Here is a 24,446-nt window from a genome sequence, read left to right as displayed (position 1 = left end):
AAAGTTCTTGAGTGAGCCATATTTTTGCCCTTTTTGGGCACAAGCAGACATTATCTAATAAATAATAAAATTTGTCTTTAAGAATCTAGGAGAGCTCATGGAGTTTAGCGTAAAGAGCGGTAGTCCAGAGAAACAACGCTCAGCTTGTATCGTCGTAGGTGTATACGAACCAAGACGCTTGTCCGGTATCGCCGAACAGTTAGATAAAATTAGTGAAGGCTATATCAGCAACTTACTTCGTCGTGGCGACTTGGAAGGTAAGCCAGGACAAATGTTGTTGCTTCATCATGTACCCAATGTCCTTAGCGAGCGTGTTTTGCTCGTTGGCTGTGGTAAAGAGCGTGAGCTTGATGAACGTCAATATAAGCAAATCATTACTAAAACCATCAATACCTTGAACGAAACAGGTTCAATGGAAGCGGTTTGTTTCCTTACCGAGTTACACGTTAAAGGCCGCGACACCTACTGGAAAGTACGTGAAGCCGTTGAAACCACACAAAACAGCCTTTATAGCTTTGACGCACTGAAAACCCGTAAGGGCGAAACTCGTCGTCCACTGCGTAAGCTAGTATTTAATGTGCCGACTCGCCGTGAGCTAACAGTTGGCGAGCGTGCCATCGAGCACGGTATGGCGGTTTCTGCCGGTATGCACCTTTGCCGCGACGTGGCAAACATGCCACCAAACATTTGTAACCCAGCTTACTTAGCGTCACAAGCCCGTCAAATCGCCGAAAATACAGAAAACCTTACGGTGACCACTCTCGGTGAAGAGCAGATGGAAGCGCTAGGCATGAATTCATACCTAGCTGTTGGCCGTGGTAGCCATAATGAGTCAATCATGACCATCATGGAGTACAAGGGCGCTGTCGATAATACTGAAAAGCCAATTGTGCTTGTGGGTAAAGGTCTAACATTCGACTCGGGTGGTATTTCACTTAAACCTGGCGAAGCCATGGATGAGATGAAGTACGACATGGGCGGCGCTGCTGGTGTTATCGGCACCATGAAAGCCTTATGTCAGATGCAGTTGCCAATCAACGTTATCGGTATCTTGGCTGGCTGTGAAAACATGCCTTCAAGCAATGCATATCGTCCGGGTGACATTTTAACCACCATGTCAGGCCAAACCGTAGAAGTGTTAAACACCGATGCTGAAGGTCGTTTGGTATTGTGTGATGTACTGACCTACGTCGAACGCTTTGACCCAGAATTGGTTGTCGATACCGCCACACTGACTGGCGCTTGTGTTATCGCTTTAGGTAAGCATGCATCAGGCTTGTTCTCAGGTCACAACCCACTTGCCCACGAGCTATTAAATGCTGGCGAGCAAAGTGGCGACCGCGCATGGCGCATGCCACTATGGGATGAGTATCAAGAGCACTTGGAAAGCCCATTTGCCGATATGACTAACCTAGGTGGCCGTGCAGCAGGCTCGATCACCGCAGCTTGTTTCTTATCGCGCTTTACTAAGAAGTATAACTGGGCGCATCTTGATGTGGCGGGTACGGCTTGGAATAGCGGTGCGAACAAGGGCTCGACAGGTCGTCCGGTGCCATTGTTAACTCAGTTCTTGATTAATAAAGCTGGCATTGAACAGGGCGAATAACTCCCGCTAGAAAGCTAATGCTAGAAGAGTGACGTTAAAGAGCTAACGTGTAAAGGCTAAACTACTGGTTATAGAGTGGTTTAGCCTTTTTATTTGCTTCTATTCAAAAATCAGTTTCCATCCCTGAACATGCCAAAACGCTTTGTTAAAAATAACTTCAAAAATGAGAGCTAACTGACATTATATTTTTTGCAAAATATCGACAGGAATTAATTTAAGTTTACAATACGCGCAAACTTCACAGCTTCAGTTTTCAGCCCTCTTTTCTAGAGCCAAACACTGACATCAGCCACACTCGAATCATAAAAATATCGATTCCACTACGACTTTTCATCGTGAGTGTTCGCTAGCCTGTGCATAAACCATTCAAGTTAATTTATCGTGACCACCCAATTAAGGCTGCTGTATGCGTCAGGCATTATTTGTATTTATTTTCTTTCTCGTTTCCATAGGCGCGACAGCACAAGAAACGCCACCAGCAAACGAAGAGCGAGTCGTTAGAATTGGTTACCCTGAATTTGACTGGCAGCCTTTTACCTACGTCACCAAAGACAAGACAATCATTGGCCTACTACCGTCTTTATTTCAAGAAGTTGCAAATAACAGTGGCTACCGAACTCAGATTGTAAGTTACCCGACCTATAATGACGTTCTGCAAGCACTACGTAACGATGATATTGACATCATTATGGGTGTCTCGATGACGCCAGAAAGAAAGGAGTGGATGCACTTTAGTTCGCCGCTGATGTTACTTCCTTACGCCGCGATCACCAACGATACAGATGTCAGCAGCTTTATCGAGTTAAAAGGCAAGCATATAGCGACAGAAACGGGTTTCGCCATCAATGAAGTGTTAGCAAACTCGGCTGGGAGCCAACTAAAAATCACCGGCTATGCAGGTAGCCAAGACGCTTATTCAGCAGTAATCGAGCATGCGGCCGACGCCTATATCGGTAACGCAATTACTTTGGACTACCTTCATACCCACCAAGACACCACAAATACCCTTGATATTAAACTACTCAACGATATGCCATTCGACCAACTACATTTCGCGTCGGCGAAGAAAAATAGCCATTTGATCGATGAGTTAAATACAGGGTTAAAGCTTATCCCTAGTGAGACATTTACCAGGTTATACGAGACCTGGCTTACAACCGCACAAATTAGATATGTCTACCATCAACATGACTTGAACCTAACCGAAGCCGAACTCAATGCGCTACGCGCTAAAAAAGTGCTAAAAGTACTTTATTCGGCCGATAATCATCCATACGCATTTACTAATGATATCGGTGAAATGGATGGTATGAGCGCTGATATTTTAAATGCTATAGCGAAAAAGCTAAATCTTAGTATCGAGGCTACGGCCTATAGTGGCAAGAATTTAAAACAGCACTTCGCCGACAATGATTTTGATTTAATACCAGCATTTACCTGTGAAAAGAACAGCTTGGACTATGTAAGATGTACATCTTCCTATACACAAGATCCTTGGGTTGCTATCACGGCAAATGACTTAATCACAGAGCAAGTTACCAGCACTAAGGAACTTGGCCTATTAAATCTACACCAGCAACATATAGACACAGCCAAGTACTTTTCACAGGCGAAAATAACGACTTTTAATTCTACTAAACATCTACTCAATGCGATTCTTGCAGGTAAGGTTGAGGTAGGGCTATTGCCTCTATCGAAGGCCAGCTCAGTCGTCAGCATTCGCTATTTAGGCCAATTAAAGTTAACTCCAAACCCTATAGGCGAATATACCCGCGCCATTAGCTTCGGGGTCAACAAAGACTCAGCAACACTGGCTTCAATTTTAAATAAGGCTAAGGCGGCAATTCATGAGGATGAACTAGAAGCAATCAAGCATAAGTGGAATGATATCAGTATCAACAGTGATTTTTCTTATGAAAAAATCCCGAGCTGGATTTTACTTATTCTCGGTGGAGGTGTAAGTATTTTCTTGGTCATCGCCTTCTCCAATAGAAAACTAAAGCATGAAATAACCCAGAGGCAAAGCATCGAGAAAGAGTTAAGGTTGATCAATAACAATTTTGGCGGAATCGTTGCTCAGCTAGTACGCTACGGTGATGATATAGATGACATTAAATGGAACTACATCAGCAGTAATATCGAGAAGTATCTAGGTTTAACACCAGAACAACTCTATCAAGCGCCAAATCTACTGATGGAGTTCTTAGCGAAACACGCTGATGAGCATGACTTCTTGCAAGATATCGAACAATCTCGCTTCTGCGACTCACTATATACAACCATGAAACTTAATATTGACGGCAAGATATCCTGGTTCCAGATCACCGGAATCTGCACTAAAGTCGATAAGAATAAACATTGGACCTACACCCTTGTCGACATCACTCTGATTAAAGAGAAGCAAGCAGAGCTAGATGAGGCGCGCTTAATAGCAGAGTCCGCAACCGAGGCAAAATCACGCTTTTTAGCCATGATGAGCCATGAGATCCGCACGCCAATTAGTGGGATTTTAAGCTTGTTAGAGTTAATGACCCCACACCTAAATAGCAACGAGCTTCATGGGATCCACAAAAACCTAACTCACTCTGGTAATAACCTACTCAACATTGTTAATGATGTACTCGACTTCTCAAAAATCGAAGCGGGCAAACTAGGGCTAAGCCCGGCAGTATGCCAACTAAGCGGCTTTATTTATGAACTAGTTCAGCCACATATTGTACATGTCGAACGCAAAGGCATTAAGTTTAAGCTATGGCTAGAGCCCAAACTTGCTTACTCATTAAACTTAGATAATTTACGTCTAAAGCAGGTACTCAATAACCTGTTAAATAATGCCTCTAAGTTTACAACTGAGGGCGAAATTTGGTTATCTGTAGACTTAGTTTCAGCAACAGATAAAGAACAGACTATCAGCTTTGCCGTTACTGACACAGGCATAGGGATAAGCGAAGAGGATATCGCAAAACTATTCATTCCGTTTGAACAGGTCGATCTCAGTAGCGAACGTCGTTTCAGTGGTACGGGTCTAGGCCTGTCTATCTGTGAACAGCTGGTCAAACTAATGGGCGGCGAGATCTCGGTCAACAGTAAGCAAGGCCAAGGCAGCACATTCCGTTTCACACTGACTTTTCCCATTGCTGCTGTAGAGGTTCCCTCCACAGTCAACAAGCGCTGTGGCATCATGGTGTTGGATGAAAGCGACTATGATCTGCTTTGCGAGTACCTGCGAGCTTGGCAATGTACCGCCTACAATCTACAACACCTAGATAATAAAGCTGCGCTAGCAGCGCATGTAGCTAAGGCTCAAATTCAAGTTTTACTTTTACCTCAGGATTGGTGTGAGCAACATGTATTGACCCCTAGCTGGGCCAAACGCAACCTTACCAATGTGCAAGTCATTCAACTCAGAAGACAGAGTATGCTCTCGCCGACACCCGCAGAGCTAGGTTGGGCACTGTCTGTTAACCCGCTGCTCCCAGAGCACTTATTGCACCTACTCACTAAACCAGAGTTTTTTGACGTCAAACCGGGTGCAGAACAGCACCAACCAGAGCAAGCTATTACCCGTGAGCAGGCCATTGCACAAAACAAACTGATTCTGGTTGCAGAAGATCACCCCATCAACCAGGATGTGATCCGGATGCAGCTGGGTAAATTAGGTTACTTTGGTGATATTTTTGACAACGGTCAGCAGGCGCTAACGGCCTATAAACAAAATAGATACAATTTAGTGTTGACCGATTGCCACATGCCTGAACTCGATGGCTACGGTTTAGTTAGCGCCATAAGGGAGCATGAACAACAAGCAGAGCTAAGCCGCCTCGGCGTTATCGCTCTCACGGCTAATGCCATGTCGAGTGAAAAAGCCCGCTGCCACCAGTATGGATTCGATGACTATTTAATAAAACCCGTGTCATTAGAGCAACTACAAAACGTACTTAATAATTACTTAGTGGAGGCTCAGCCTTCACTCTATGCCCCCCCTCAGCTCAATGTCGAACAGGCTCAACAAATATCAACACAAGATACAGATTTGATAGTAGCAAGTTCCTGTGGAACGAGCGAGTGTGCCAGCAATAACCACACCGTAATTGATATCGAGGCGCTTGAGGCGAACTTCGGAGATTTACAGCTTTGCATCAACTTACTCAGTAAGTTCATAGCAACCGGTGAGAGTGATATGCAATTACTCCATCAAGCAGTTGCAGAGCACGACTTTGAAGCCACAGCCCATAGTGCCCATAAACTCAAGGGCGCTGCGGGTGTGATTGAGTGTCAGCAGCTTGTTATCACTTGCGCCGATATAGAAACAGCGGCTTCAACGCAGGACATTGAAGCGATTCAAGAATACCTTCTACAGCTTGAAAAATTATTAGAGCAGATAGCTCATCAGGTAAACCAGTTAAAATGAAAATCTTACTGATAGAAGATCATCTGTTTCAGCGCGAAGCGATGCAAATGCAGCTAGAACTGATCACAACACCTAAGATTTCGCAGATTCGAACTGCTGCCTCTGGTGTTGAGGCGCTAAAGATTATGGCAGACTTCAAACCAGATGTACTGCTGTGCGATCTAAAAATGCCGGAGATGGACGGTATCACCTTCTTGAGTCACATCAGTGAACTGATGTTTACTGGCTCCATCATTATCACCAGTGCCAGCAATCAGATCGTACTCGATACCGTACAGAAAATGTGTATGAGTTATCGCTTAAAAGTGATTGGTGCGATTAGCAAGCCAGTAAAAATAAATATACTAAAAGAGCTATTACACTTGGCCTATGTCGAGAGTCTTACTGACTCATCGTTCACAGGAAATCACTCAGTAAAGAGTAAAACCTTCACCGAGAAAGAACTTGAGCACGCCCTTGAACAAGGCTGGATAAAGCCTTACTTCCAACCTTTGGTCGCATTAGATAGCGCCGAGTGGCAATCGTGTGAGGCCCTTATCCGCTTTGTCCACCCTGTCTTAGGGGTATTGCCGCCAACCAGTTTTCTGCCTCAATTGAGCAAGATGCAGAAGGATGCCGAGTTAGCACTCTTGAGTGTTAATTATATCCTGCAGCACCAAGCGGAACTTGCAGGTCGAACAGTGGCAATTAACATCACGCCAACGACCTTAATGCATAGCCACTTCGTCGACAAGGTGTTGGATTTAGCTAAACTTCAGCCCAAACTATCCAGCCAAGTGTATTTTGAAATTACCGAATCAGATGCTTTAGAAAATACAGGCAGAGCATTGGAGTCGGCTTCACGCTTAGCGATGCACGGCTTTAAGCTATCCATCGATGATTTTGGTACCGGTTACTCATCCCTAACCTTGCTAGACACCTTACCTTTCGATTCACTTAAGCTAGACATGAGCTTTATTAAAGCCATGGAACACAGCAAAACGGCAGCCGCGATTGTAGAGGCTTGCTTATTGTTGAGTAGCCGACTCGAGCTAAAATCAGTAGCCGAAGGCGTCGAAACCCAAGCGCTGTGGCAACGATTACAGTCATTAGGCTGCACCTTAGCACAAGGCTATTACATTGCCGCGCCAATGCCTGTTGAACGCTTAAGTGATTGGCACCAAAGCTGGCTAGTCAAAGTTGATAAGCATCAGTTGCAGCAAAAGCTAGCTAGTTATCACGCCTAATACCTTAAACAGTGTGGAAAATAGTGAATAGGAGTAGATTGTTGAAGCAGAGAGTTAAGAATTGATAGTTGTAAATTTCGATTCGGCAATAAGTAAAGATTGAAGGTGAGTCAGATTTGACTCACCTTAGACTAGATCCAAGCGCTGCAGAGGCTGGCTTTAAGAATTAGCAAATAAAGCTAAGCCTTAACCTCTAGCTCCTCTGCCTTAATCGACTCATCGATGCGCGTAACTAAAAGCTGATCCACCTTGTAACTATCCACATCCACCACTTCAAACTTAAAGCCAGCATGATTGACTGAATCGGTGCACTTCGGGATCTTACGCAGCATAAACATCATAAAACCGGCAATGGTTTCATAGTTATGGTTTTGCGGAAACTCTTCAATATCCAGCGCACGCATCACATCGGTGATAGGTGTTACGCCATCCATCAACCAAGAGCGCTCATCGCGAGCGATAATCTGCTCTTCACTCTCAGGCAAAGACCAAGCGCCCATCACCGCGTCTTGCAGATCTTTTGCCGTCACAACGCCCACAACCAAAGAGTATTCATTCATCACTATCGCGAAATCTGCGCGACTGTTCTTAAAGTAATCCATCGATTCTGACAGGCTTAATGTGTCAGGAATGATAAAGCAGTTGGTCACCAGTTTTTTATCGGTAAGGCTTATACTTTCACCGTTAATGAGGCAAATCAGTAATTTTTTGGCATTAACGATACCCACAACAGTGTCTAACTGCTCATCACAAACCAAGAAGTTTGAGTGGGGCTGCTCTGCAATCTTGGTTCTAATTTCCTCTTCACTATCTTGTAATAGGAAGTAAGCCAAGCTTTCACGTGCCGTCATCGCCGCAGTCACAGGGATGGTTTGCATCTCAAACACTTTTTCCATCATCAGCTGATCGCCTTTATCGAGCACGCCCGCTTCTGCGCCCGCATCCATCACAGCATAGATATCATCAGAGGTCACGGCATCGTTACGTGCGGTCTGAACTTGAAACACGCGAAAAACAAAGTTAGCCGAGCCATTAAAAAACCATACGAGAGGTTTTAGCACCACGATGCAGACCATCATAGGGCCAACAAAGGTCATGGCCACTTTTTCAGGAAAAGCCATCGCTAAACGTTTAGGGATGAGATCGGCAATCAAGATAAACAGACTGGTTACAATCAAAAATGATAATAAGAAGCTGGTTTTATCTAGCCAAGGGCCGGTCAACCAAGTCGATAGAAATGCGTGAATATGAGGAGTAAAAGCCGACTCACCCACAATACCACCCATAATCGCCACGGCATTTAGACCTATCTGTACCACAGTAAAGAAGTTACCTGGTTGCTCTTGCAGTAACAGCACCTTGTTAGCTCGGATATCACCTTCAGCCGCGAGCTGACGTAGGCGAATTTTGCGCCCAGCCGCTAAGGCAATTTCTGACATCGAAAAAAAACAACTCACTCCAATTAGGAGTAATATAATCACAGCATTATCAAAGAAGCTCATTTAGCACCTTTCTAAAAACTAAAAACACACCTATCCCTCTACTGCATATCATTATTTCCCCTGGAAAGACTCATTAGTCTCCAAGCAGAACTCTGTATAATGACCAACCTCTATTGGCGCGAGCGCGGAGTATATCCGCAATATTGAGAACTCACCAGCTAATAAATTGACCTATGTGAGCGATTAATTTTTTATCACTTAAACTTATCTTATTTGATGGAAGCAACCCTTTGATTGTATGGAAAACAACCAACACCAAATATCCAGCTGTGATAATGTATTCTGAATCACAAAGTGAGATTAAGGATAATCTATGAAGTTTATTGCAGGGTTTGTACACGCTTTACAATGGCTGGCAATTGCCGCGTCACCGAGTTTAGTAGGCGCTTTTATTGGGGTGATAATTAGTCTGCAATCCGAGCAAATCTACTCAAATATGGTGCCACTGTGGACTGCTGTCGGTTTTATTGCCGGTGCATTTTGGGCCGAACACCTACGCAAAACCATCGGCCTGTCATATTTTTTCGGTCGTCTTTTAGGCGCGAGAGACCTACCAAAAAACAAATAACACTAAAAAGTAAGTAACCCAAGTAAGTGCTAAAAAAGAAAGTAACTTGCCAAGCAGTCTTGGTTGCTACCTGTCCGCGCCACTCCCCTTTCTGTTCTATTCCGTAATGGAATAGCTGGTATAGGCTCAAGCCTAGTTATCAAAATAAAAGTGAATAGTTAATATCTCCTCATCGCTTTAAAGGCTCGCTCAAAGAATTAAGCGCTAGCGCAATAACCTTTGCCCCAGCCCTATTTAAGTACATCAAAGATAATGAGGATTGATACCATGGATATGCAGCAAAAACTTCAACAGTTATTAGACAAGCAAGAGATGACAGAACTTATGTATAAGTTTGCTCGAGCATTGGACCGAGTCGATGGTGAACTGATGAAATCCACCTACTGGGAAGATGCGGTTGAAGAACATCAAGATCCCATTTTCCCAGATCTGTTCTTTTACAATGATAACGCTCATCAATTTGTTGAACCTGCAATGGAAGGCTTTAGAGCCTTAAAAACCACGCAGCACAGAATTAGTAATCCCCTTATCGAGATCGATGGTGATACAGCTACCGCAGAGGCTTATGTCTGGGCCTATCATGTACACGAAGAAGACGGTGTTGATAAAGAGGGCATTCTAGGCGGGCGACATCACTTTCGCTTCCAACGTCGCGCTGGGGTATGGAAAATTAAACATCGCTCTACGGTATTTGACTGGAACCAAAACCAAAATGCCACAGCGATTTGGGCCGACAATTTCAGTGATAAATACCGCGGTAAACGCAATCATCAAGATGACAGCTACAATTACATTTCAATCTAACCTTGTGACTGAAATAACTGATGAAGGCCGTCATCGCTCCTTCATCCTTAATAAAAAAGTACACATTATTGGCTAGCTAGCCAAGAAGGATAATGATATGTCATCAATGAAGTTTACTGCAGGAGCACCATTTCCTGACATTCAACTGCCCACCTTAACTGGGGAGTCAATCTCACTTGGTACGCCCGATTCAGGTTGTGATTGGCGCTTAGTGATTATTTATCGGGGCAAGCACTGCCCACTCTGCACGCGTTACCTCAATGAAGTGGAGAAATTAGCGGCTGATTTTCTAAAATTGGGCATAGACATAGTTGCTGCCTCTGCGGACTCTCTTGAGCAAGCACAGTTTCATAAGACCAACTTAACGGTCAGCTTCCCTATCGCTTACAACCTCACTATTGAGAATATGCAGCAGTTGGGGCTTTATATCTCTCATCCGCGTTCAGAAAAGGAAACTGACCACCCGTTTGCCGAGCCCGGCTTGTTTGTTATCAACGACCAAGGCACAGTGCAACTTATTGATATTTCCAATGGCCCGTTTGCGCGTCCAGAACTGGCAACACTTCTGTCAGGTCTATCCTTTATTCGTGATCCTGAGAATAATTACCCTATCCGTGGTACTTATAGTTAGTCTTTGAGCTATGGCATCGCTTAACGGTAGCTTGAGTCTTCCGCTAAGCGCTGCTTTAGGTAATCAATAAAACTACGCACCTTTAACGGCACATAGCGACTCTGAGGATAGATAGCATTAAAGGGCAAGGGATTAGAGCTGTAACCCGCCATGACTCTTATCAGCTTGCCTTGCTCAATATATTCATCGACCATCCAGATCGGTAGCTGAGCAATGCCGACACCATCAAGAACAAGCTGCAATATCGCCTCACCATTATCGCAGCGGCAATTACCGCTCACAGGCACCGAAATATCGTCACCACTTCCACCAGCTTGTTGAAAGTGCCAGATATTGACCGACTTCAACATCGAATAGACGATACAGTTATGGGGCTTCAGATCTAAAGGCGCTTCAGGCTCACCAAAACAATTTAGGTATTGGGGCGAGGCTACCGTCACCAAAGGGTTATCGAATAAATGCCTTGCCACCAAGGAGGAGTCCTCAAGTTGCTTAGCACGAATAGCAACATCTACACCTTCGGCAACCAGATCGACATGCTTATCACTAAGCATCAGATCCACTTTTATCTCTGGGTAGTTTTTAAGAAAGTCACTCAAGATAGGCGCAATAAACTGACAGCCAAATACCACTGGTGCCGCAACACGTAAAACGCCTTTCGGTGAAGCTTGCTGAGAGCGTACTAGTGCCTCAGCTTCATCGAGTTCACCGATAATCGCCACACAGTTTTCATAATAAACCGCTCCGACTTCTGTCATCGAAAGTTCACGACTGCTACGAGTGAGTAGCTTGGCGCCGAGTAAATTCTCCAGCGCAGCGACTTTCTTGCTGATTGTCGCCTGAGTGCTATTTTGCTCCCTCGCTGCAGCAGAGAAGCTACCAGTTTGTACCACTCGGACAAAGGCTTTCATTGCACCTAGTTGATCCATTTACTCTCTCTATTTCCAAAGCCGTAAACAGCAGCTGTTAATAGCCCATCAAATTAGATTGATGCCGCTTAAGTGCGTCTTGGCCTTTTGGCGGCAAAATCTTTGGCGCTGCGTTTATTGAGGCTGCGGCGATTGGCCTTCTTATCCCGTGGCGCCCTTTTACTCTCACCCGATGAAGGTTTATCAGTCACCTCAAATCCTTGAAGAGTTTCAAGTTTAAACTCTCGCTGAGTTAGCATCTCAATCGCCTTTAGGCTATCGGCTTCGCCATGACACACTAAGGAAATCGCTAGGCCCTCATCTCCCGCTCGCGCAGTGCGGCCAATACGATGTACGTATACAGGAGCGCTACTTGGTAAATCCAGATTGATAACAACCGGCAAAGCATCGACATGAATACCACGAGACAAAAGATCTGTCGTGACTAAAACCGGTAATTTTAGGGCTTTAAAATCGGCTAATGTTTGCTGTCTATCTAACTGGTCTTTATCACCGTGCAAAGCGCTCGCATTAATGCCAGCTTTAACCAGTCGTTTAGCGAGTTTATCGGCGTCATCTTTTGCATTGATAAACACCAAAACCTGCGACCATTGATGTTGTTGAATAAGTGCGGTTAACGCCCTAGCTTTATCACCTTTATTGACCAAATAAAGCGACTCATTGATATCAGAGACCACACTATTAGCCGCATGCGCTTCAACCTTTACAGGAGCGCGTAACAAACCAAGCGCCTTTTCATTTAATGCTGGCGCGAGGGTTGCCGAAAATAACAGGGTCTGTCGCTGACTCGGAATAAACTTAAGTATGCATTCAAGATCGGGCCAAAAGCCCATCTCCATTAACCTATCAGCCTCATCGAGTACTAACTGCTTTACCGACTCAAGTGACAGCTGCTGTTCACGTAATAGATCTAATAGCCTGCCAGGTGTTGCCACCACGAGTTGAGGATTGCTCTCTAATCCTCGGATCTGCTCAGCTTTATCAACCCCACCACATAAAACAGCCACTTCAATACTAGCAGACACTGATTGGAGCACCTCGCCGACCTGCTGTGCTAACTCCCGAGTAGGCACTATCACCAACGCCTTAATCGCGCAGTTATTAGCATCATCTTTAATGATGCTTTGCAGCAGTGGCAAAGCAAAGGCAAAAGTTTTACCACTGCCGGTTTGCGCTAGCGCCAGTAGGTCTTTTCCTGCGAGGACGGCAGGGATGGCAAGCCTTTGAATGTCAGTAGCGGCAACCAGATTATTGGGTAGGTTAGATAAGATTTCGGTGCAAAGGTTTAGCTCGGAGAATTTCATAATATGGACTAATAACGGCAATTGAGTGGAGTGTAGCGACAGCCGCACTATTAGTAAAACTATCTACGCAAGCAGCTATATAATTGCTGAAAAGTGACTCACAAATAAACTCGCTATTGATGATTTCCATACTCGCTGCAGCTCTTAAATTGTAAACAAATAGTTATTGCTCTGCTTTAATAACTAGTGATTTAATGAAACATAATAAAAATATGGTGATTAAAGCCAAGAAACAATATGCCGAATCAACTAGCTCAACTATTTCTAATTCATGAATGGAAAATTGATTGCAATAAAAGCTTAGCTTTTAATGGCGATAAAGAGGTTCGTTTAGAGCCTAAGACCATGATGATATTACAATATCTGGCAAGCAGAGCTGGAGAAGTGGTCACTCGAGCTGAACTGTTTGAGCTTTTCTGGCCTAACCAAGTCGTCACTGAAGATGCGCTAAACCGCGTCATGTCAAACCTAAGGCGCCTTTTCAATGAAGACGCGAATCAACCTAGGTTTATCCTGACCATAAGAAAAGTGGGTTATAAAGTTGTCGCACCAATTACAGTTTTACCGGCAACAGAGCTCACCCAGAGCGATAACAAAACAGACAATACTAAGACGCAAACTAAATCAGCCACTGAAATTAGCCCAAGCAATAAAATGACATTAGCTGCAATTGCTAGCCTGTTATTGTTTGCAATGATATTTTTTGGCCAAGCTCATGCCCCACAAAATCCCCCCCAAGACTTCACTTTTAAGCGCATTACCTACGATAAATCTGATAACTTTATGCCAGACGTCTCAAGTGATGGCTCAAGTATTGTGTTTATCGGCGGGTCACAACACAACAAAAATACCTTAATGCTACGCTCACTCGAAAAAACCTATGCGATGAATATCGGTGAGAGCGATGTCCGCTACTCCTTCCCTGTATTTTCGGCAACCAAAAGCAAATTAGCCGTTATTGCTGAAGCTATGAATGACCGCGCCCCATACCATATCAACATCATAAATCTGAGTGACACTAAGGTGGAACAAGCGCTAGCACTAGAATCAACTAGTTTAGGCTTAGACTGGCACCCGACTACAGATTTAATTGCTTATACCCAGAGTCATATCGATCAGCATAATCATGGGGTCTATACTTGGCAGCCAAAAACCAGTAAGCAAACCCTTATCACTGCATCTGTAATTGGTGTTGAAGATAAATACCCTAAGTTTTCACCTGACGGCCAATACATCGCATTTCTAAGACAGTTTGCGCCAACAGAAACGGCTGTCTTTATTACCGACCTCAATGGCAATACCACCCAGATCTCAACATTTGAAAGTGCAATATATGGGTTTGATTGGTTTAATGGGCAGCAGCTACTCGTTTCTACCAAAACAGGCATCACAGCCTACGACAAGCAAGGCCAGCAACAATTAATCAAAACGACAGAAGCCTTCCCCGCTTATTACGACTTAAGTTACTCGCCAGAAACCGGAAAGCTTATTTTTAGCCATCAACAAGTTCAACACGAAGGTCACTATATCGATTTAAAGTCATTCAATACCAGTTATCCGTTAACCGAGTCTCTGTCATCTGATACTGAACTGACAATTAGCCCCGATGCCACCAGTTTTGTATTTGTATCAAATAGAACCAATATAAAGAGTTTGTGGCATAGGCAAGGTAATGACATCAATCCTATTCCAGGCACAGAGTTTGATGAAATTTATGATATTAATTGGTCTCCTGATAGTCGACATTTGGCGAGTATCGTCAAAAAAGATAACCAATATGGTTTACTGGTATTCGACGTAAACTCTGAAGTCGTGACTGTCAACTGGCTACTCCAGCAGCCTCTTCACCTTATTGGTTGGCAGAATAACCACAGCCTGCTGTTCAGCCAGCTTATCCAGCAAATACACAGAAAGACTTGGCAACTTAAGCACTATCAACTCGCTGATGAACAAAGCAGTAACTTATCCAGCTTTGATATGTATCAGGCCCGACTAACAAAAGATGCTAAGGCGATAGTGTTTACAGACTCGACTAGAAAGGGCTTATGGCGCTGGGATTGGCAAGGGCTCCCAGAAAAGCTCCAACATAGCGACAAACTATTTATCGACAGAAACTGGGATATATCAGATAAGGCCATTTGGGGGATCGATAGCCATGGCAGTATTTTCAACTTAAATATGGATTTTGGTGACATAGAAGTGACACCGCTTGAGTCAAAATTTGATGCTCAATTTCGCCCCCAAAAGCGCCTATACGGATTGTCAGCCACCAAGAAAACCCTCACCGATAGCGACCTCTGGTCCATCGATTTAACCAACGATAATCCTTAATTAGTTAGCACTTGGGTTCATTGCCCAGAGCTGATGCCACTGACCAACGCGAGATCAAAACTTAAATCCGAGCTTTTGTGACTGAGTTGATGCACTGAAACAGCCAAGATATTATCTCCTTGATTCAGCTTAATATCATTTAATTGAGCCTCTATCCACACATGTTCAATTAATGAATTGTCTGCTAACTGCTGTGCTTTATTACTCGAGCTTAGGTTTACCTCAAAGATAACCTCTCCATTTAAATATACTCTCGCTCCATCATCGACCAGCAATCTAAGTACGACCTTATCGGTTGTCACTTCTCTCTGGAAAAAGTTAATCCGGAAATATTGAACAGGATATTTATCTGCTTGGTTTGGACCAAAATCGGTAATTGTGGCTTCATCGCCCTCACCATAACCCAATTGTGCTGGGCCAACTGGCCAGTGGCTATCATCAAAATCTGCAAGGAACCAAGTAGCAGATATATCCGCACCATCAAAATAACGCCACTCACTGCCAGGGGAAATGATTTCTGAGGCCATACAGGATTGTCCGAAAAACATATAGAGCATCATAAAAAGTGTTCTTCTCAGCATCACTCTGACCATAGCTACCTACCTAGTGAACCTTGTTATTATTGTTCTCTCAAGGTATCAATCCTGAATAAGTCTTTCAAATACCTCCTGCTGACAAATGCACCAATATGCAATCAAGCATTCATAAAGATGAGACTAAACACTTAATTCATCAGCAAAAATCAGCCTTCATCAGGTTATATCAGCTAGCAAGGCTACCATTTTAAAAACGAAAAGTGGTTAATAGTTATTCGAGCATTCATTTATTAACAAGTGAATGCGCTAGCGCAAACTAGCGACTAAAGGGCATGAATTTAACTAGTAAGAATGAATCATTCTATCCAGCGTTAAAGGATAAGAAAAATAACACCACATGCCCTATTTAATTAGGAGGAAACTATGAGACATCATCTTCATACAAAACTAAAAATAACCGCCTTGCTAACACTAGGGTTAGCGACACTCCCCGTAGCGGCAACTGAGATTACTCGTGGGCCCTATATTCAGCTCGGCACCGACTCCAGTATGATAATTAGGTGGGATACCGATGAACCTTCAACCAGCCAAGTTCACTTCGGAACCCAATTAAATGCGCTTAATCAAACCATCACTAGTTCTGAATTAACCACCACTCATATCGTCGAACTTGATAACCTCTCCCCCTTAACTCGTTACTACTATGCAGTAGGAGACCAAGACAATGTGTTGTCAGGAGATAATTCAGAGACCTTCTTTGAAACCTCTCCAATCCAAGGCAGCGCCACCCCCACTCGAATTTGGATTCTAGGCGATCCAGGGCGCGCCGGGACCGACCCGACAACAGACGGACAGAGAATTGTTCGCGATGGCTACTATCAATATAGTAAAGGGGCATACACAGACTTTTGGATGATGCTTGGCGATAACGCCTACAACGATGGAACCATCGAAGAGTATCAAAATGCGGTTTTTAATCAGTACCCTAAGATGCTCAAACAATCTCCTTTATGGCCAGTAATGGGCAACCATGATAATCGTACCGCCAAAGTAGAAACCGGCACAGGTGGCTATTACGATCTATTTAGTATGCCCAAAAATGCCGAGGCTGGCGGGGTTGCCTCTGGCCAAGAAGCCTACTTCTCATTTGATTACGGAAATATACATGTAGTGGTACTCAACTCAAGTGATAGAGAGCACTATGAATTAACAGGCCCTATGGATGAGTGGTTAAAAGAAGACTTAGCAAGCACAGATGCTGAGTGGGTCATTGCAGTATTTCACCACCCTGTATATGGCAAAAGCGGTCATGACTCCGATACTGAATATAACATGATCAAAATGCGAGAAAACTTCAGTCCAATCTTAGAAGAACATGGCGTTGATCTGGTGATGTCTGGACACAACCACTTTTACACTCGCTCCACCTTAATCAATGGCCATTATGGTAAATCAGATAGCTTCCGCTCAAGCGAACATCAAATTAATTCAGGCGATGGACGACTTGATGGCGATGGAGCTTACATAAAAGAAGCTGGAGCTGCTAACTCTGGTACCGTCTATATTACCCATGGCTCAGGCTCGGGTGGCGGCAGCGGTTATGCAAGAGTCGTCACCGAAGACGATATCACCTCAGGCAAGCGTCACCCAACTGATTACATTTATGGTGGACGAGGCTCTATGGTGCTTGATATCAATGACAAAGTGTTAACTATGAACGTGATTGGCCCTCAAGGCGATTTGGTTGATTACTTTACTATTAGCCACAGCGGTGACAATAACCAACCCAATGAATTACCAATTGCTATAGCTAATGGCCCGTATACTGGCTCGAGCGATGAAGAAATTAGCTTTAGTAGTGATGGCTCGATGGATCCTGATGGCCAAATAACCAGTTATTCTTGGTATTTTGGCGATGGCAATACTAGCAGCCTTGCGAACCCTAAATACGCCTATACGACAGCAGGGAAATACACAGCGACCCTAACCGTAACTGATAATCACGGCGCAGTTAGCCAAACCGATGTCTTAGTTGAAGTGTCAGGGGGAGCCGACACAGTACTAGAGAAAGGCGTTGTTAAAACCGTGTCAGGCAAGCAAAGAGAAGACAGCCACTTCACCTTTGAAGTGCCTAATGATGCGAGCTCTGTGAGCATCAAGACTCAAGGTGGCACAGGAGATGCGGATCTCTATGTTCGCATCGCACAAGAGCCTAACCTCTCAGACTTTGATTGCCGCCCGTACAAAGCTGGCAACAAAGAGGAATGTATCTTTGCTGAAGCGATAGCAGGGATTTATCACGTCATGTTAAGAGGCTATAACGACTTTAGTGATGTCCAGTTAACTGCTGATTATCAAGTCGATGGCAATGCAGCGCCACTCCCTGATGCTAATGGCCCCTATACGGCAATGATTAACGAGAATATCCAATTTAATAGCGATGGTTCTTACGATCCCGATGGCAATATTAGCCATTACTCTTGGGACTTTGGCGATGGCAGCCAGAGTCAAGATACCAACCCTGTTCACCAATACGCATCTGTTGGCAACTACACTGCGGTACTCACTGTCACGGATGCTCAAGGTAAACGTAATCAAGACGCAGCAAATGTGACGATATCCAGTGTTGAAGATGTTTGTAGCAAAGGTGCTTCTCCAATCTCAGGGGGCAGGTTAGAGGCTAATAAAACATACTGCTTAGCAACCACGCAAGAGAATCGACAGATTCAATTATCTCACTTAGTTCGTAGTGAAGATGCCGGTAAAACCATCGAAATCCGAGTAGAGCACGGAACCGGTAATGCCGATATGCTTCACCGCTTCGATGACAGACCAAACTCTCAAAGCTGGGATCACAGTTCCAGTGACAACACCAACAAGGAGCTCGTCATCATCCCTTCGGCTTCAGTGGGTTGGCATTATATCCATGTCAGAGCCAACCCAGAGTTTGCAGGTGCCGCCATATCACTGCAATACAAGGACAATTAAAGCTTAAATCTTGCTCATTCCGCACCAGGAAATGGTCGATTTATATTGCGTAATAAGCAATATAAATCGACCATCACTTTACATGTTTAAATTAAAAATCAATTACTAAGAAATGGTAATACATTAATTACCGCAATTACTGCAGATAAATCGATTAGAGGCTGATCTCTGAGCGACTTTTAGTGTAAAATCCTCTCTTTCGTCAGCCAAAAGCCGAAGCTATAGCCAACTATCACTTCGAGCGGGTCTTCAAGCAGGTTTTAAGCATGTCGCCAAGTCAGACTCAGGCTCAGTTTTATCTGATGCCAAAAGATGCTCTTCAGGCATCTAATGCGCCCAAATCGGCGCTTGAGCAAGTGTATTTTCTTGCCTGCCAACTCGCCGAGCGGGCCTTTACTCGACAAGAGTTAGTCTACATTCATTGCCAAGACCAGCAGCAAGCTTACGCGATTGACGAATTACTTTGGCAATTTGAGCCACAATCTTTCGTGCCTCACAACCTTAAAGGTGAAGGCCCGTTAGGCGGCGCGCCAGTAGAAATTGGCTTTGATAGACTTGGTGCCAACAAAAATCGTCATCTTCTGATTAATCTTGCAGACCAAGTACCGCAATTTGCGGTAAACTTTGGACAGATTATCGATTTCGTTGCTAACGACGATAGCCATAAAGCGATTGCTCGCGATCGCTACAGACAGTATCGCGCACTTGGGATAGCGTTAACCACCCAAGATATAGCAACACAACCTATTCATTTTTAGTTTGAGATAAACACGCTCCCATGGAAAAAACATATAACCCGCAGTCTATAGAACAGTCTCTTTACCAAAACTGGGAAGAGAAAGGTTACTTCAAGCCACACGGCGATGAGTCTCAAGGCAACTATTGCATCATGATCCCGCCACCAAACGTGACGGGTAGCTTGCACATGGGCCACGCCTTCCAAGATACCATCATGGATACCTTGACCCGTTACCAGCGTATGAAGGGTAAAAACACCCTTTGGCAGGTCGGTACTGACCACGCAGGTATCGCAACTCAGATGCTGGTTGAGCGTAAAGTCGCTGCTGAAGAAGGTTTAAGCCGTCACGATCTTGGCCGTGAAAACTTTATCGACCGTATCTGGGACTGGAAAGCACAGTCGGGTGGCACTATCACCAAACAGCTACGTCGTCTTGGCGCTTCTGTAGATTGGGACCGTGAGCGTTTCACTATGGACGAAGGTATGTCTGACGCCGTACAAGAAGTATTTGTACGCCTTTACGAAGACGACCTTATCTACCGTGGTAAGCGCCTTGTGAACTGGGATCCAACCCTTCACACGGCTATCTCTGACTTAGAAGTTGAGAACAAAGAAAAGCAAGGCAGCATGTGGCACTTCCGCTACCCGCTAGCCGATGGCGCTTTAACAGCTGACGGTAAAGATTACCTAGAAGTAGCGACCACGCGTCCTGAAACCATGCTTGGTGACAGCGCTGTTGCGGTTCACCCAGAAGATGAACGTTACCAATCACTCATTGGTAAGTTTATTCTTCTACCAATCGTAAACCGTCTTATCCCAATCGTTGCTGACGATTATGTGGACATGGAATTCGGTACAGGTTGTGTGAAGATCACTCCTGCGCACGACTTTAACGACTATGAAGTCGGTAAGCGTCACGAGCTACCTATGTACAACATCCTAACTATCGACGCGGCGATCCGTTCAAGCGCTGAAGTAGTTAATACCGATGGTACTGCAAACAACGATTTAGATAATAGCTTACCAGAGCGTTATGCCGGTCTTGATCGCTTCAAAGCACGTAGCGCTATCGTTGAAGAATTTGAAACACTGGGCCTACTTGGCAAAATCGATCCACACGCATTGAAAGTCCCTTACGGTGACCGCTCTGGCGTTGTTATCGAGCCACTATTAACAGACCAGTGGTATGTAGCTGTTGCGCCTATGGCTAAGACCGCTATGGAAGCTGTTGAAAACGGCGATATCAAGTTTGTACCTCAGCAATACGAGAACATGTACAACTCTTGGATGCGCGATATTCAAGACTGGTGTATTTCACGTCAGCTTTGGTGGGGTCACCGTATCCCAGCTTGGTACGATGAAGCCGGTAAAGTGTATGTTGGCCGCGATGAAGCTGAAGTACGTGCTAAACACAAACTTGATGACTCAGTAGTTCTACGCCAAGACGCCGACGTACTTGATACTTGGTTCAGCTCTGCATTGTGGACATTCTCTACACTAGGCTGGCCAGAAGATACAGCTGAGCTTAAAGCTTTCCACCCAACAGATGTGTTGGTAACTGGCTTTGACATCATTTTCTTCTGGGTTGCCCGTATGATCATGATGACCATGCACTTCATCAAAGATGAAAATGGCAAGCCACAAGTTCCGTTCAAGACGGTTTATGTCACAGGCCTTATCCGTGATGAAGCCGGTAACAAGATGTCTAAGTCTAAGGGTAACGTACTTGACCCACTAGACATGATTGACGGTATCGATCTTGAGTCTTTAGTTGAAAAGCGTACTGGCAACATGATGCAACCCCAGCTTGCGGCTAAGATTGAGAAGAGCACCCGTAAAGAGTTTGCCGACGGCATCGAGCCACACGGTACTGACGCACTGCGCTTTACCCTAGCATCTATGGCATCAACTGGCCGTGACATTAACTGGGACATGAAGCGTCTTGATGGTTACCGTAGTTTCTGTAACAAGATCTGGAACGCATCACGTTACGTGTTGATGAACACAGAAGTGCAAACTGATGATGCAAACGATGATGCAATTGGTGAAGCATTAGATTGTGGGCAGCTTCTTGTTGACGGCAAGCCAGGCGCAATGGAGCTATCGATTGCAGATCGCTGGATCATTGGCCTGTTCAATGAAACCGTTAAATCTTTTGACGAGCACATGGCGAACTACCGTTTCGACCTAGCTGCTAACACGATTTACGAGTTCACTTGGAACCAGTTCTGTGACTGGTACTTAGAGCTGACTAAGCCTGTAATGCAAAGTGGCACCGAAGCCCAGCTTCGTGGTACTCGCCATACTTTGGTTAACGTACTTGAGCAGATGCAGCGTTTAATGCACCCAATCATGCCATACCTAACTGAGACTATCTGGCAGCGCGTTAAGCCGCTTGCTGGTGTTGAAGGCGATAGCCTGATGCTAGCTCCATTCCCAGAGTATCAAGCTGACAAAGTTGATGCAGCAGCGATGGAAGATCTTGAGTGGGTTAAGCAAGTGATTGTTGCGGTTCGTAACATCCGTGCAGAGCTAAACATCGCGCCTTCTAAGCCGCTAAACGCACTTCTACGTGGTGTGAGCGAGCAAGATAAGGCTCGTTTAGAGGCCAACCAAACCTTCTTCAAGACCCTAGCTAAACTTGAGTCTATGACGATTCTAGCTGACGGTGAAACTGCGCCAATGTCGACTACACAACTTGTAGGCAACATGGAGCTATTGATCCCAATGGCAGGTCTAATCGACGTCGCTAAAGAAGTGGCGCGTATCGACAAGTTACTTGAGAAAGCTGCTGGCGAATACAAGCGTATCGAAGGTAAGCTATCTAACCAAGGTTTCGTTGCTAAAGCCCCTGCTGCCGTGATTGAAAAAGAGCGTGCCAAGCAAGCCGAATACCAGCGTGATATGGATAAGCTAACTGAGCAAAAAGCTGAGCTTGCAAAGCTAGAAGGCTAATATAACGTTAGTTTGAAAACTCGCTTCCATCATGGAAGCGAGACAATAAAAAAGGGCTGTCATCGACAGCCCTTTTTGTTATCTCAAATTTTATACTTAAATCGTATTAGACTCGATAATAAGTGATCTCTTGCTGCATGTTTTCAGCAAGGCTAGCTAATTCAAGCGTCGCCGCTTGAGCCTGCTCGGCCCCTGCCGCGGTCTGATCGGAAATATCACTGATATTGATGATATTGCGATTGATCTCTTCTGTTACTAAGCTCTGCTCTTCCGATGCCGTCGCTATCTGAATATTTAACTGATTAATCTGCTCGATACTCGCCATGATCTGCACTAAGGCTGCACCGGCTTGCTGTGACTTATCCACGCTCAATTTCGCCTGTTCAGTGCCGCGTTGCATCATCAACATAGCGTCACGCGCTCCTTGCTGCAGACGTTGGATCATCTTCTGGATCTCCTCTGTCGAGTCTTGGGTTCGCTTAGCAAGTCCCCGCACTTCATCGGCGACAACCGCAAAGCCCCGGCCTTGCTCACCCGCACGTGCCGCTTCGATGGCAGCATTAAGCGCGAGCAGGTTAGTCTGCTCCGAGATCCCTTGAATGACATCGACGACACTGCCAATATCATCTGACGATTTAGACAACACTTGCATCGCCTCTGTCGCGCCATCCATCTCGGTAGATAAGGTCTCTATCACCTCGATGCTCTCACCTACCACGACTTGGCCCTGATGCGCCGCATTATTTGCGTCCTCAGATGTACTCGCTGCAGACTCTGCGCTTTGTGCAACATCACGTACCGCTATGGTAAACTGCTGAATAGCCGCTGCTATTTGCTGAGTCTGTTGCTGCTGTTCAATAACATTATGCACAGCTTGGGTCGCGACCACTGAGTTCTCTTCGGCTGCGCTGGCTAAGCGAGCGGTAGACTCATGAGTGTTTTGCACCGCATGTTGAAACCTCGCGGCAATTTGATTTACATAGTTAGCAATATGCGAGAATTCGTCATCACCACCGATCTCGATTCGCTTAGTGAGATCGCCATTAGCAATATCGACGGCTGTCGTTTCCAGCTCTGTCATTGCCTTACCCATACGGCGAACGATCAAAGTCGAGCTAATCGAAATAACCAACATGCTGACGATAGAGAAGAGCGCCACAAGTGTTATGTAAACCTGCATATCTTGATTAAAACGCTTGAAGCTCTCTTCGCCTCCAACGACTTGTAGATCTAAGAATGATTGCGCCTCAGCAGTAATATTCTTAAACATAGGGTTAATCTTTGTCAGCAAGACTCGGTTTGCTGCTTCATACTCTCCTCGTTTGAGCGCATCTATAGTTGGATTAAATCCCTGAGCGACAACACTGTCGAGCTGGCTCTTTAATCGATTCACTTGCAGACGTTCAGCATTATCTAATTTCGCCCCTAAGATCTCATTATCGATGATGTCATGCAGCATGGCGATAGCCATTTGTGCTTGGCTAATATGCTGCGTGAGAGGATGGTTATGCATTTCAGAAAATTGACTACTTGGATCATGCTGAAATGCCAATAGCAGCTCACTACGTGCTGTCGCTAATTCATTAAGAACTTTACCTGCGCGAATACTATGCTGCATACCTTCGGCATGCAGCTCGCCTATCGACTCTCCGGCATCTTGCATGCCCGTTATGCCTTTATAGCCCAAGAATAAAAATGATATTACGGTTAGAAATACTATAAATTTAAGTTGAAACCGAACCGATTTAAAAACTGAAGTAAAGCTCGACTGCGCCAAATTGGATTGGCGGATCTCGTCATGGCCTAATTGATCTATTGATACAGACATACTAATTCCTGTTCTCCACGAGTATTAATGGAATCATGAAAACAAAAGAGATCTTAAGCAGTTACCCGACCAGGGGCAAAATGCTGCC

Annotated in this window: 15 protein-coding genes; 10 read left to right on the top strand and 5 right to left on the bottom strand. The window is 44.8% G+C overall.

Features of this window, described 5'->3' with window-relative positions; genetic code table 11:
- The first annotated feature begins 97 nt into the window (after window positions 1–97).
- The 3 genes from pepA to Q1A86_RS01130 all read left to right on the top strand — a co-directional run bounded on the left by pepA (window position 98) and on the right by Q1A86_RS01130 (window position 7,243).
- Window positions 98–1,606, top strand: coding sequence for a leucyl aminopeptidase (pepA, locus tag Q1A86_RS01140; protein ID WP_220761172.1), 1,509 nt, complete (start codon window positions 98–100; stop codon window positions 1,604–1,606).
- A 406-nt stretch (window positions 1,607–2,012) separates the two neighbouring features.
- Window positions 2,013–6,017, top strand: coding sequence for a transporter substrate-binding domain-containing protein (locus tag Q1A86_RS01135; RefSeq protein WP_299801896.1), 4,005 nt, complete (start codon window positions 2,013–2,015; stop codon window positions 6,015–6,017).
- Window positions 6,014–7,243 (top strand): EAL domain-containing protein, encoded by a 1,230-nt coding sequence (locus Q1A86_RS01130; RefSeq protein ID WP_299801894.1) that lies wholly within the window; start codon window positions 6,014–6,016, stop codon window positions 7,241–7,243. The genes Q1A86_RS01135 and Q1A86_RS01130 overlap by 4 nt, the downstream gene beginning before the upstream one ends.
- 179 nt (window positions 7,244–7,422) lie before the next feature.
- Here the strand turns inward: Q1A86_RS01130 and Q1A86_RS01125 are convergent, their stop codons facing one another.
- Window positions 7,423–8,745, bottom strand: a complete 1,323-nt coding sequence (locus Q1A86_RS01125; RefSeq protein ID WP_299801892.1) for a hemolysin family protein — start codon at window positions 8,743–8,745, stop codon at window positions 7,423–7,425.
- Between the two features lie 313 nt (window positions 8,746–9,058).
- On the opposite strand from Q1A86_RS01125, the gene Q1A86_RS01120 reads away from it, so the two are divergent.
- From Q1A86_RS01120 to Q1A86_RS01110, 3 genes are all read left to right on the top strand, one after another.
- On the top strand, window positions 9,059–9,313 hold the full coding sequence (locus Q1A86_RS01120) for a hypothetical protein (RefSeq protein WP_299801890.1): 255 nt from the start codon (window positions 9,059–9,061) through the stop codon (window positions 9,311–9,313).
- A gap of 267 nt (window positions 9,314–9,580) precedes the next feature.
- Window positions 9,581–10,117, top strand: coding sequence for a nuclear transport factor 2 family protein (locus Q1A86_RS01115; protein ID WP_299801888.1), 537 nt, complete (start codon window positions 9,581–9,583; stop codon window positions 10,115–10,117).
- Between the two features lie 97 nt (window positions 10,118–10,214).
- Entirely contained in the window at window positions 10,215–10,748 is a 534-nt protein-coding gene (locus Q1A86_RS01110; protein ID WP_299801887.1) for a peroxiredoxin-like family protein, read from the top strand.
- A gap of 20 nt (window positions 10,749–10,768) precedes the next feature.
- On the opposite strand, the gene Q1A86_RS01105 is transcribed toward Q1A86_RS01110, so the two are convergent.
- Window positions 10,769–11,677 (bottom strand): LysR family transcriptional regulator, encoded by a 909-nt coding sequence (locus tag Q1A86_RS01105; RefSeq protein WP_299801885.1) that lies wholly within the window; start codon window positions 11,675–11,677, stop codon window positions 10,769–10,771.
- Window positions 11,678–11,745: 68 nt separating this feature from the next.
- Window positions 11,746–12,981 (bottom strand): DEAD/DEAH box helicase, encoded by a 1,236-nt coding sequence (locus Q1A86_RS01100; RefSeq protein ID WP_299801884.1) that lies wholly within the window; start codon window positions 12,979–12,981, stop codon window positions 11,746–11,748.
- Between the two features lie 237 nt (window positions 12,982–13,218).
- On the opposite strand from Q1A86_RS01100, the gene Q1A86_RS01095 reads away from it, so the two are divergent.
- Complete coding sequence (locus Q1A86_RS01095) at window positions 13,219–15,312, top strand: winged helix-turn-helix domain-containing protein (protein ID WP_299801883.1); 2,094 nt, start codon at window positions 13,219–13,221, stop codon at window positions 15,310–15,312.
- Window positions 15,313–15,329: 17 nt separating this feature from the next.
- Here the strand turns inward: Q1A86_RS01095 and Q1A86_RS01090 are convergent, their stop codons facing one another.
- A complete protein-coding gene (locus Q1A86_RS01090; RefSeq protein ID WP_299801882.1) occupies window positions 15,330–15,839 on the bottom strand; it encodes a hypothetical protein in 510 nt (169 codons plus the stop codon).
- 432 nt (window positions 15,840–16,271) lie between these two features.
- Here Q1A86_RS01090 and Q1A86_RS01085 point away from each other — a divergent pair, with 432 nt between their 5' ends.
- The 3 genes from Q1A86_RS01085 to Q1A86_RS01075 all read left to right on the top strand — a co-directional run bounded on the left by Q1A86_RS01085 (window position 16,272) and on the right by Q1A86_RS01075 (window position 22,530).
- Entirely contained in the window at window positions 16,272–18,836 is a 2,565-nt protein-coding gene (locus Q1A86_RS01085) for a PKD domain-containing protein (RefSeq protein ID WP_299801881.1), read from the top strand.
- A 266-nt stretch (window positions 18,837–19,102) separates the two neighbouring features.
- The gene (locus tag Q1A86_RS01080) at window positions 19,103–19,594 is read left to right on the top strand and encodes a DNA polymerase III subunit chi (protein WP_299801880.1); all 492 of its coding nucleotides are present in this window, start codon (window positions 19,103–19,105) and stop codon (window positions 19,592–19,594) included.
- Window positions 19,595–19,614: 20 nt separating this feature from the next.
- Window positions 19,615–22,530 (top strand): valine--tRNA ligase, encoded by a 2,916-nt coding sequence (locus Q1A86_RS01075; RefSeq protein WP_299801878.1) that lies wholly within the window; start codon window positions 19,615–19,617, stop codon window positions 22,528–22,530.
- 106 nt (window positions 22,531–22,636) lie between these two features.
- Here Q1A86_RS01075 and Q1A86_RS01070 read toward each other — a convergent pair whose 3' ends face one another.
- Window positions 22,637–24,358 carry a methyl-accepting chemotaxis protein gene (locus Q1A86_RS01070; RefSeq protein ID WP_299801877.1) on the bottom strand — a complete coding sequence of 574 codons (1,722 nt, stop codon included), beginning with the start codon at window positions 24,356–24,358 and terminating at the stop codon, window positions 22,637–22,639.
- Window positions 24,359–24,446: the final 88 nt, after the last annotated feature.

This window comes from uncultured Shewanella sp., from assembly GCF_947497935.1.
Taxonomy (GTDB): domain Bacteria; phylum Pseudomonadota; class Gammaproteobacteria; order Enterobacterales; family Shewanellaceae; genus Shewanella.
Note: the sequence above shows the minus strand (reverse complement) of the source record. Positions and strands in the feature narration are given on the sequence as shown.